The sequence below is a fragment of the Nocardioides sp. NPDC087217 genome, assembly GCF_044744805.1.
In the GTDB taxonomy this organism is placed as follows: Bacteria; Actinomycetota; Actinomycetes; order Propionibacteriales; family Nocardioidaceae; genus Nocardioides.
This window is the reverse complement of record NZ_JBIUZB010000001.1, coordinates 17,832-26,937: the sequence shown is the minus strand read 5'-3', so window position 1 is coordinate 26,937 and position 9,106 is coordinate 17,832. Positions and strand designations below refer to the sequence as shown.

The window sequence follows — 9,106 nt, the reverse complement described above, 5'->3', positions numbered from 1 at the left end:
TCGGCGAGCGCCGCGCGTTCGGTACGCTCGCTCAATGGCCGACCTCGATGCCGTCGAAGACCGGATCTGGGCGCTTCTCGCCCGTTACCGCAACGAGCTCGAGGACGCGACGATCTACGGGATGCCGTCGTTGCGCTGGCCGGGCTCGGGCGCCCATGACTACTTCGCGGCGGTCAAGCGGAGCTCGCAGAAGGTGAGTCTCTACGCGATCGCCGTCGACACCTGGCCGGAGGCGCTCGATGGCTCGTCGGAGGCGTTCCGCAAGCGGCGTACGGGCAAGGCGACCTTCTCCTTTCCCGCGTTGGACGAGGAGATGGCCGCCGAGCTCGATGGGTTCCTGGAGCGGCTCTACCGGCGCTACCGCGAGCATCACGCCGGCTAGCGCACCGCTCGCTTCACCAGCTCGGTGAGCTTCTCCTCGACGGCCGGCGTCATCGACGTGACAGCGAAGACGGTCGGCCAGATGTCGCCGTCGTCGAGGTTCGCCCATTCCTGGAAGCCGACCTCGGCGTAGCGCATCTTGAACTTCCCGGCGGACTTGTAGAACGCCACGACCTTGCCGTCGGAGTTGGCGTAGGCGGGCATGCCGTACCAGGTCTTCGGGGCGAGGTCGGGCGCGTGCGTGGTGACGATCCGGTGGAGCGTCTCGCCGATCGCGCGGTCGTTGTCGTCCATCGCCTCGATCTTCTCGAGGCAGTCGGCGAGGTCGGCCTCGGCCTTCTTGCTGCCGGTCCCACGCTTGGCGGCCGTACGGCGCTCGGCCGCGGCCTCCTTCATGGCTGCCTTCTCTTCCTCGGTGAACGTGGTGCTCTTCGCCATCGGTCTTTCCTTCCTATCGGGTCCGTTGAGACGAGCCTAAGGAGGCAGAGGCTCCGTACGCTTCTTCGTTCCTGATCAGTCCGAGAGAGGCTTCTGGGCGAAGACGATCGCGCCGGGGACATCGTCGTCCGGCCGCATGAGGAGCTCGGCCTCGATGCTGAACCCGGCCTCGCGCAGCCACTGCGAGATCTGCTCGGGCGTACGGCGATGGGTGTCGACGTTGATCGCGCGCCCGGTGTAGCCGGTGGTCGAACGCCGAGTCTCGTCGCCGACATGGAACCCGACCAGCACCGAACCGCCGGGCCGCAGCACCCGCCGGAACTCCTCGAACACTCCGGGCACCGCCGCGTCGGGGATGTGGATGACCGACCAGAAGGCGAGTACGCCGCCGAGAGATCCGTCGGCCAGCGGCAGATCCGTCATCGACCCGACCTCGAACCCGAGGTCGGGATGGTCCTGCCGGGCGATGGCGATCATCTCGGGGGAGAGGTCGATCCCGAACGCGTCGACGCCGAGGTCGTGCAGATGCCGGGTGACGTACCCCGGGCCACAGCCGACATCGGCCACCGGCCCGCCCTCGCGCACAGCCTCGGCGAACACCGCCAGGCCGGCGCGGAGGTACGGACGGTCGTCCAGCAGGCCGCGTACCTTCTCGGCATAGCCGGCGGCATCGGTGTCGTACGACTCGCGGGTCTCGTTCAGCCAGTTGTCGGGCACAGAAATGACCCTAGGGCAAGGCGAAGCGCGAGATACTGAGGCGAGCCGCGTGGGGGCACGGCATCCAGCCGGTCTGAGAGACGAACGGACACGACCATGACCACGCATGACCGCCCGAGCAGGGCCGAGCTCCACGACCGGCCCGGATCGCTGCGGGGCACCTCCTGGGAGCTCTTCGACGACCCGTCGCGCGGGACGCCGTCCTTCGCGGACGAGGAGGCCGTGGTGGCCGCGGCCGGTCTCGTCCAGCTGGGCGAGGCCTACGGGCTGGACTACCCGATCGACGCCTTCATGCCCGGCATGTCGAGGACCGAGAAGCCAGCCGAGCACGTCATCTACGGCAACGACCCGGCTCACCGAGCCGACTACCTCGACCGTTACTACCTGCAGTCCTCGACCCAGGTCGACGGGCTGCGTCACCGGCGGGCCGACGACGTCGGGTTCTACGCCGGCACCGCTGACGAGCTGGTCATCCCGGGGACCGAGGAGATCGGCATCCAGGTCTGGGCAGATCGCCCCATCGTTAGCCGCGGAGTCCTGGTGGACATCGCCGGCCTCCTCGCCCGGCGCGAGGAGATGCTCGATCACGAGGCCGGTCAGCCGATCCCGTACGACTACATCGACCAGGCCCTCACCGCGCAGGCGATCGAGCTGCGTGCCGGTGACATCGTCATGCTGCACACCGGGTGGTGCGAGTGGTTCCTCGAGCTCACCGCCGAGCAGAAGCTGGCTCAGCAGGCCCTCGGCCGTGCCACGGGCATCGAGCAGAGCGAGGAGGTGCTCGACTGGGCGTGGGACTCCGGTCTCGCCCTGCTCGCGGCGGACACGTTCGCGGTCGAGTGCCTGCCGCCTGTGCCCGGTTCGCCCTTCGTCCAGTCGGCGCCGAACGACCGCGGCATGATGCACCAGGAGTTCCTGGCCAAGCTCGGCATGCCGCTCGGGGAGCTGTGGCGGCTCGGCCCGTTGGCGCGCCGCATGGACGCTTTGCAGCGGTGGGAGGCCTTTCTCAGCGTCAAGCCGCTCAACGTCACCGGCGCCACCGGTTCACCGGCGAACGCCGTCGCGATCATCTGATCGGTGCTTCGATCGCCCGCTAGGTTGGACGGTGAACGCAGCCGTCACCGGAGCGAGGGGAGTGCCGTGCGCCGCTGGGTGCGCAGGTCCTTGTGGGACGTCGTCCCGCGCGATCACCGGCAGGGTGACGCCGCGCTACGTCGCCGCCAGCTGGTCACGGTCGGCTTCGTCCTGCTCGGCGCCGTCGTGCTCGGGATCTCGCTGCGGATCGAGCCGGGCAGCGTCTGGTTCTACCCGGCGACCTTCGCTCTCGCCGGGGTGTGGGCCGTCGGTGCCTTCGCGTCGGGGCCGCTCCATCTCGGCCGGATCGACGCGTGGCGCCGGCGGGGGCAGAAAGAGCGCCGGTTCGTACGCCCGGTGCTGCCGCCGATCCTGCTCGGCCTCGGTCTGGCCGGGGTCTTCGTGATCGGCGGCCTGGTCGTGCGCGAGATCCCGTGGCTGGACCGGCAGGTCCGCTCGGTGCTCGACTTCGCCGACCAGGGCTCTCTCCCGATCCTGGTCGTGGTGACGGCCGTCAACGGGGTGGCCGAGGAGCTGTTCTTCCGCGGCGCGGTCTACGCCGCCCTACCTCGCCATCCGGTCGCCTGGACGTCGGTGGCCTACGTGATCGCGACGCTCGCGACCGGCAACGTGATGCTGGCCTTCGCCGCGATCCTGCTCGGGGTCGTGGTCGGGCTCGAACGGCGTGCATCCGGCGGCGTACTCGCGCCGATCCTCACCCACTGCGCGTGGTCGCTGTCGATGCTGCTGGCGCTGCCGCTGCTCTTCGGCTGAGAACTCAGACGCCCTTGCCCTCGGCCAGCCGCTCGGCCAAGGCACGTCGCACGGCCTCGCGATAGGGCAACGGCTCGCCGGGTACGACCTCGAGGATGCGCCGGTCCCGCGCGACCACCTCGGTGCTCATCGAGTCGATCAGGTTGCGCCCGGTGGTCAGGTCGATGTCGGTGACCAGCGCCAGCCAGTACGACGACAGTCGAGGCGTCAGCACCGGCACCGGGACGATGGGGGTCGTTCGGCCGGTGGCCACCTCGGAGGCGACGGTCAGCATGTCGACGTAGGTCATCGCCTCGGGACCTCCGATCTCGAAGATCTCGCCGACCGCGTCCTCGTTGTCGATGACACCCGCGAGGTAGCGGATCACGTCGTCGACGGCGATCGGCTGGGTCCGGGTGGCGGTCCACCTCGGCACGACCATGGCGGGAAGGTTCTTGACCAGCTGCCGGGTGAGCTCCCAGGAGACGCCGCCGTGCCCGACGACGATCGCGGCCCGCAGCACCGTGACCGGGACGCCGGCCTCGCCGAGCAGGGCTTCGACCTCGCGGCGAGAGCGCAGATGGGGAGAGAGGTCCCCGTCATCGTCGCCGAGGCCGCCGAGGTAGACGATCTGGCGCACCCCGGCCCGCTTTGCGGCCGCCCCGAAGGACCGTGCGGCCCGGGCGTCGCGCTCCTCGAAGTCGTCGTGGTCGAGCGAGTGCACCAGATAGACCGCCACATCGACACCGTCGAGCGCGGTCGTCAGGGTGGCGGGGTCGTTGACGTCGGCCCCCACCGGTACGCCGGGGCCGTCGTAGTCGTCCGGGCGCCGGGTCATCGCATGCACCGTGGTGCCGCGTCGGGTCAGCTCCGCGACCAGCCGCTGACCGATGAAGCCGGTCGCGCCGGTGACGAGCACGGTGGGCGAGGTCTCCATGGGTTGAGCCTACGGACGCGAGGGGTCGACCGGTCGGCAATCCTGTCCGCAGCCGCCCTCGGGCACGGGTCCAGAGGCGTGCGATGCCGGCCGGTGCAGCACGGCGCCGGTCGGCGTCACGAGGACGTCGGATCCCTCGACACGGCCGGTGCCGTCGACGATCAGCGCATGGTCGCGCGGCGTGAGCGGGGCGTACGTCAGGGTCAGGACCGGGTTCGCGGCCAGGTTGGCACGGGTGCCGCCGCCGGGATCCGAGATCCGCAGCGTCGAGCCCTCGACGACCGGGTCGACGACCACGACCTTGATCCGCTCGCCCGCGGTGGTCAGCAGGAAGCCGCTGCCGAACCGCTCGAGGGTCGAGGCGAGATCGGGCAGCGCGACCGGGATGCTCATGTCTCTCACCTTAGTCCCGAGGGGGATTTCAGAGCGCTGCTCTGTTACTGTCGGAGCAGCCAGAACCCGGCGGCACGACGTACGGGTCTCGAACGAAGGAGCAGCATCGTGGTCACCATCTCCAGCGACGGACCGGTATGGACACTCGACCTCGGGGAGGACGAGAACCGCTTCTCGCCCGACTGGCTCGAGGCGGTCGGCTCGGCGCTCGACCAGATCGAGTCGGCGACCGAGCCGGCGGTGCTGGTCACGATCGGCGGCGGCAAGTTCTACTCGAACGGGCTCGACCTGGAGTGGCTGGGGCAGAACTTCGACCAGCACGACGCGTACGTCGCCCGGGTCCAGGACCTCTTCGCGCGCATCCTCACGTTGCCGGTCCCGACGGTCGCCGCGGTCAACGGACACGCGTTCGGCGCGGGTGCCATGCTGGCGATGGCCCATGACTACCGCGTGATGCGTGAGGACCGCGGCTACTTCTGCTTCCCCGAGGTCGACATCCACATCCCCTTCACCGTGGGGATGAATGCCCTCGTCACCAGCAAGCTGACCCCGCGCACCGCGCTCGACGCGATGGCGACCGGGCGCCGCTACGGCGGAGCTGACGCCACGGCGGTGGGCATCGTCGATGCCACCGCCTCGTCGGAGAAGCTGTTCGAGGCGGCCGCCGGCTTCGTACGCGATCTTGCGGGCAAGGACCGCGCCACCCTCGGCACGATCAAGGCCCGGATGTTCGCGGATGTCGTCACGGCGCTCGGCGCCGGCAACGACGACCCTGCCTGATCCCGGCATGGGGCGTCCACGGCAGTACGACCTCGCCGACCTTCTCGCGCATGCCCGGGATCTCTGGATCGGGCGAGGCGTCGACGGCCTGACGATCCGAGCGCTGAGCGCGGCGTCGGGTGCGTCCAACGGAGCGGTCTACCACGCGTTCGGGTCGCGCGACGGCCTCCTGGCGCGGGTCTGGGCCGAGGAGGCCGGCCGCTTCCTCACGTTCCAGCGCGACCGAGTCACGGAGGCGAGGCGGGAGGGCGATGCGACCGAGGCGCTGGTCGCGGCAGCGCTCGCCCCCGCGGCGTACGCGACGGACGACGAGGACGGCGCCCGGCTCCTGCTGGCCGTGACCGCGGACGATCTGCTGACCTCGGAGCTCGACGAGGAGGGACGTACGCAGCTGCTCGGCCTCCAGAAGGAGCTCGGTGCGCTCCTCGTCGAGCTCGCCTCCGCGCTGTGGGAGCGGCACGACCGTGCGGCCGTCACGAGTGTGCGCCACTGCGTCGTCACCCTGCCCGGGGCACTGCTGCTGAACGCCGACCGCATCACCGACCCGCTTGCTCGGCACGCCCTCGAGCACGCGGTCCGTGGCATCGCGGCCGCGTCACCGCCGGACCGGCGCTGAGGGAGGATGGGGAGGTGACTCGCCCCGACTCCGCGTACCGCTCGGACTGCTCACGATGCGCCGGCCTGTGCTGCGTCGCGCTGTCCTTCACCCGCTCGGCGGACTTCCCCGAGGACAAGGCGGCCGGCGATCCGTGCCGCCACCTCGGCCCCGACTTCGGGTGCGGGATCCACGACCGGCTGCGCGACCGCGGGTACACCGGGTGCACGGTCTTCGAGTGCTCCGGCGCCGGTCAGCAGGTCACCCAGGTGACCTTCGGCGGCGCCGACTGGCGTACGGAGCCAGACCTTCGGCAGAGCATGTTCGACGTCTTCGACGTGATGCGGCAGCTCCACGAGATGCTGGCCCTGCTCGAGGAGGCGGCATGGCGCGGCACCGCGACCGACCTCTCCGGGGCGACCGAGCTGGTGTCCGCGGCGGCGGGCGGCGCTGCCGAGCAGGTCCTCGCCACCGACATCCCTGCGCTCCGCACGGTCGTCGGGACTGCGCTCCGGCAGGTGAGTGCGGAGGTACGCCGCCCCGCCGGCCCTGCGCTGAGCGGCGCCGATCTCGTCGGCCGGGACCTCCGCCGGCGAGACCTGCGGCGCGCCGACCTCCGGAGCGCTCTCCTGATCTCCGCCGACCTGAGCCGCGTGGACCTGGCCGATGCCGACCTGCTCGGCGCCGACCTCCGCGATGCCGCGGTCGCCGGTGCGGACCTGTCCCGAGCGCTCTTCCTCGGCCAGGCGCAGGTCAACGCCATGCGTGGAGACGCGAGCACGCGCCTGCCGGACGGCCTCGCCCGCCCGGCGCACTGGAGATAGACGGCACCCTGGAAAACGGGCGAGAGCGGCAGCCGGACCTGGATCCGGCTGCCGCTCTCGCGTGGTCGTGACGGATCAGGCCAGCGTGGCCGTGTCGATCACGAAGCGGTAGCGCACGTCGGAGGCCAGGACCCGGGCGTACGCCTCGTTGATCTGGTCTGCCGAGATCACCTCGATCTCGGAGCCGATGCCGTGCTCGGCGCAGAAGTCGAGCATCTCCTGGGTCAGCGCGATGCCGCCGATCATCGAGCCGGCGAAGTTGCGCCGGTTGGTGATCAGCGAGAACACGTTGACGCTCAGCGGCTCCGCGGGTGCGCCGACGTTGACCATCGTGCCGTCCACGGCGAGGAGGCCGAGGTAGGCGTCGAGGTCGATCTTCGCGCTGACGGTGTTCACGATCAGGTCGAACGAGCTGGCCAGCTGCTCGAAGGTCGCCGGGTCGGAGGTGGCGTAGTAGTGGTCCGCGCCGAGCCGCAGCCCGTCCTCCTGCTTCTTCAGCGACTGCGAGAGCACGGTGACCTCGGCGCCCATCGCGTGGGCGAGCTGGACACCCATGTGGCCGAGGCCGCCGAGGCCGACGATCGCGACCTTCTTGCCGGGGCCGGCGCCCCACTTCTTCAGCGGCGCGTACGTGGTGATGCCGGCGCACAGCAGCGGCGTCGCGGCTGCCGCGTCCATGCCCTCGGGCACCTTGAGCGCGAAGTGGGCGTCGACGACGACGTGGGTCGAGTAGCCGCCCTGGGTGAACGAACCGTCGCGGTCCTTCGCGGCGTACGTCCCGACGCCGCCGCCCGGGGTCGAGCAGTGCTGCTCGTCGCCGTTGCGGCAGTTGTCGCACTCGCGGCACGAGTTCACGAAGCAGCCGACGCCGACGCGGTCGCCGACCTGGTGGTTGGTGACCGACGAGCCGACCTCGGTGACGCGACCGACGATCTCGTGACCCGGGACGACCGGGAACGGCTGCGGGCCCCAGTCACCGTTGACGGTGTGGATGTCGGAGTGGCAGATGCCGGCGAACTCGATCGCGATGAGGACGTCGTTGGCGCCCACCTCACGGCGCTCGATGGTGGTCGGGGCCAGCGGCTCGCCGGCGGAAGGTGCTGCGTACGCGTTGACGCGCATGGAGGTTCTCCTGAGTCTGAGATGGGTGTGGATCAGTGGTTCTCGCGGCCGCGGATCTGGTCGGCCAGCGTGTGTGCCTGCGCGCCGATCTCCTCGGCGCGCGCCTCGTCGCCGGCCGCGACGGCTCGCCAGTAGTCGGTCTTGAGGCCGACGTACGTCCGACGCAGCTCGAGGTTCTCGGCCTCGCGGGCGAGGTGAGCGGCGTGCTCGGTGAGCATGTCGATCTGCTCGGCGGCACCGTCGCGACCGAGGCGGCTGTTGGTGACGTACGTCCTCATGTCGTCGATCGAGAGGCCGATCGCGGCCAGGCAGGCGACGCCGGTCAGCTGGTCCAGGTCGGTCTCGTCATAGACCCGGTGGCCGCTGCTGGCGCCGCGGCTGACCGGCGAGATCAGCCCGATCGTCTCGTAGTAGCGCAAGGTGCTGGCCGGCAGTCCGGTCAGCGTCGCCACCTCTCGGATCGTGTACGTCCGAGTCGTTGATGCAGTCACACCAAGGACGCTAAGAACTTCAAGTACTTGAAGTCAAAGGGATGATTTATCGACTTGTGTATTTGGCTTGCCGGGCGGCCGAGAGCCGGGCGTACATTGCGATCATGGCCATCCGCACCCATGCCGGCGTCGACAGCTACCTCGACGGTCTGCCGGAGTGGCAGCGCGACATCTGCCGCGATCTGCGCGAGATCATCCACGACGCCGACCCGGAGATCGAGGAGACGATCAAGCGGACGGTCCAGCCCTACTTCGTGCTGCAGGGCAACGTGTGCGCGCTGCTCGCCACCAAGGACCACGTCAACCTGTTCCTCTACGACCCGACCGTCCCCGATCCGGCGGGGATCATCAACCAGGGCCACGGCAACGCCACCGGGCGAGCCATCCAGGTCTACCGGGACGACCCGATCGACCGTCCGGCGCTGACCGAGCTGCTGCGCGCCATCGTCGCCAACAACCGGGCCGGCGGCTGGCGCCGCCTGCAGAAGGGCTGACCCCCGCGACCAGCGCATTTCGCGTTCCTGTCGGGTCCGATCAGGCCCAGCGGAAAAAGTTCGAAACTTCCGCTTGACCTTGACCCAGCGTCAACCCTCGACGCTAT

The 9,106-nt window shown here is 69.9% G+C and carries 13 protein-coding genes; 7 read left to right on the top strand and 6 right to left on the bottom strand.

Annotation, left to right across the window (positions count from 1 at the left end; all coding sequences use genetic code 11):
• Nucleotides 1-34: 34 nt before the first annotated feature.
• The gene (locus ACIO3S_RS00180; RefSeq protein WP_400458371.1) at nucleotides 35-382 is read left to right on the top strand and encodes a hypothetical protein; all 348 of its coding nucleotides are present in this window, start codon (nucleotides 35-37) and stop codon (nucleotides 380-382) included.
• On the opposite strand, the gene ACIO3S_RS00175 is transcribed toward ACIO3S_RS00180, so the two are convergent.
• The gene (locus ACIO3S_RS00175; RefSeq protein ID WP_350717635.1) at nucleotides 379-819 is read right to left on the bottom strand and encodes a hypothetical protein; all 441 of its coding nucleotides are present in this window, start codon (nucleotides 817-819) and stop codon (nucleotides 379-381) included. The genes ACIO3S_RS00180 and ACIO3S_RS00175 overlap by 4 nt on opposite strands.
• 75 nt (nucleotides 820-894) lie before the next feature.
• Nucleotides 895-1,536, bottom strand: a complete 642-nt coding sequence (locus tag ACIO3S_RS00170) for a class I SAM-dependent methyltransferase (protein WP_400458369.1) — start codon at nucleotides 1,534-1,536, stop codon at nucleotides 895-897.
• Nucleotides 1,537-1,632: 96 nt separating this feature from the next.
• Here ACIO3S_RS00170 and ACIO3S_RS00165 point away from each other — a divergent pair, with 96 nt between their 5' ends.
• Nucleotides 1,633-2,610 carry a cyclase family protein gene (locus ACIO3S_RS00165; protein WP_400458367.1) on the top strand — a complete coding sequence of 326 codons (978 nt, stop codon included), beginning with the start codon at nucleotides 1,633-1,635 and terminating at the stop codon, nucleotides 2,608-2,610.
• A gap of 66 nt (nucleotides 2,611-2,676) precedes the next feature.
• Entirely contained in the window at nucleotides 2,677-3,384 is a 708-nt protein-coding gene (locus ACIO3S_RS00160) for a CPBP family intramembrane glutamic endopeptidase (protein WP_400458365.1), read from the top strand.
• Between the two features lie 4 nt (nucleotides 3,385-3,388).
• Here ACIO3S_RS00160 and ACIO3S_RS00155 read toward each other — a convergent pair whose 3' ends face one another.
• Both ACIO3S_RS00155 and ACIO3S_RS00150 read right to left on the bottom strand, forming a co-directional pair.
• The gene (locus tag ACIO3S_RS00155) at nucleotides 3,389-4,300 is read right to left on the bottom strand and encodes an NAD(P)H-binding protein (protein WP_350837794.1); all 912 of its coding nucleotides are present in this window, start codon (nucleotides 4,298-4,300) and stop codon (nucleotides 3,389-3,391) included.
• Between the two features lie 9 nt (nucleotides 4,301-4,309).
• Nucleotides 4,310-4,693 carry a pyridoxamine 5'-phosphate oxidase gene (locus tag ACIO3S_RS00150; RefSeq protein ID WP_400458363.1) on the bottom strand — a complete coding sequence of 128 codons (384 nt, stop codon included), beginning with the start codon at nucleotides 4,691-4,693 and terminating at the stop codon, nucleotides 4,310-4,312.
• A 108-nt stretch (nucleotides 4,694-4,801) separates the two neighbouring features.
• Here ACIO3S_RS00150 and ACIO3S_RS00145 point away from each other — a divergent pair, with 108 nt between their 5' ends.
• The 3 genes from ACIO3S_RS00145 to ACIO3S_RS00135 are packed head-to-tail and all read left to right on the top strand — an operon-like array spanning nucleotide 4,802 to nucleotide 6,892.
• Nucleotides 4,802-5,473 carry an enoyl-CoA hydratase-related protein gene (locus ACIO3S_RS00145; protein WP_400458362.1) on the top strand — a complete coding sequence of 224 codons (672 nt, stop codon included), beginning with the start codon at nucleotides 4,802-4,804 and terminating at the stop codon, nucleotides 5,471-5,473.
• A 7-nt stretch (nucleotides 5,474-5,480) separates the two neighbouring features.
• Complete coding sequence (locus ACIO3S_RS00140) at nucleotides 5,481-6,089, top strand: helix-turn-helix domain-containing protein (protein ID WP_400458360.1); 609 nt, start codon at nucleotides 5,481-5,483, stop codon at nucleotides 6,087-6,089.
• Between the two features lie 14 nt (nucleotides 6,090-6,103).
• Nucleotides 6,104-6,892: a pentapeptide repeat-containing protein gene (locus tag ACIO3S_RS00135; RefSeq protein ID WP_400458359.1), complete on the top strand. Its 789-nt coding sequence runs from the start codon at nucleotides 6,104-6,106 to the stop codon at nucleotides 6,890-6,892.
• Between the two features lie 75 nt (nucleotides 6,893-6,967).
• Here the strand turns inward: ACIO3S_RS00135 and ACIO3S_RS00130 are convergent, their stop codons facing one another.
• Both ACIO3S_RS00130 and ACIO3S_RS00125 read right to left on the bottom strand, forming a co-directional pair.
• Entirely contained in the window at nucleotides 6,968-8,014 is a 1,047-nt protein-coding gene (locus ACIO3S_RS00130) for an NAD(P)-dependent alcohol dehydrogenase (protein WP_400458357.1), read from the bottom strand.
• 32 nt (nucleotides 8,015-8,046) lie between these two features.
• Complete coding sequence (locus ACIO3S_RS00125; RefSeq protein ID WP_350837804.1) at nucleotides 8,047-8,505, bottom strand: MerR family transcriptional regulator; 459 nt, start codon at nucleotides 8,503-8,505, stop codon at nucleotides 8,047-8,049.
• 104 nt (nucleotides 8,506-8,609) lie between these two features.
• On the opposite strand from ACIO3S_RS00125, the gene ACIO3S_RS00120 reads away from it, so the two are divergent.
• A complete protein-coding gene (locus tag ACIO3S_RS00120) occupies nucleotides 8,610-8,999 on the top strand; it encodes a DUF1801 domain-containing protein (protein ID WP_400458355.1) in 390 nt (129 codons plus the stop codon).
• Nucleotides 9,000-9,106 lie beyond the last annotated feature (107 nt).

Bases quoted from the DNA above. Each gene is read 5' to 3' on its own strand.
- ACIO3S_RS00150 (WP_400458363.1), bottom strand. From the start codon at position 4,693: ATGAGCATCCCGGTCGCGCTGCCCGATCTCGCCTCGACCCTCGAGCGG.
- ACIO3S_RS00155 (WP_350837794.1), bottom strand. From the start codon at position 4,300: ATGGAGACCTCGCCCACCGTGCTCGTCACCGGCGCGACCGGCTTCATC.
- ACIO3S_RS00175 (WP_350717635.1), bottom strand. From the start codon at position 819: ATGGCGAAGAGCACCACGTTCACCGAGGAAGAGAAGGCAGCCATGAAG.
- ACIO3S_RS00180 (WP_400458371.1), top strand. From the start codon at position 35: ATGGCCGACCTCGATGCCGTCGAAGACCGGATCTGGGCGCTTCTCGCC.
- ACIO3S_RS00130 (WP_400458357.1), bottom strand. From the start codon at position 8,014: ATGCGCGTCAACGCGTACGCAGCACCTTCCGCCGGCGAGCCGCTGGCC.
- ACIO3S_RS00165 (WP_400458367.1), top strand. From the start codon at position 1,633: ATGACCACGCATGACCGCCCGAGCAGGGCCGAGCTCCACGACCGGCCC.
- ACIO3S_RS00120 (WP_400458355.1), top strand. From the start codon at position 8,610: ATGGCCATCCGCACCCATGCCGGCGTCGACAGCTACCTCGACGGTCTG.
- ACIO3S_RS00140 (WP_400458360.1), top strand. From the start codon at position 5,481: ATGGGGCGTCCACGGCAGTACGACCTCGCCGACCTTCTCGCGCATGCC.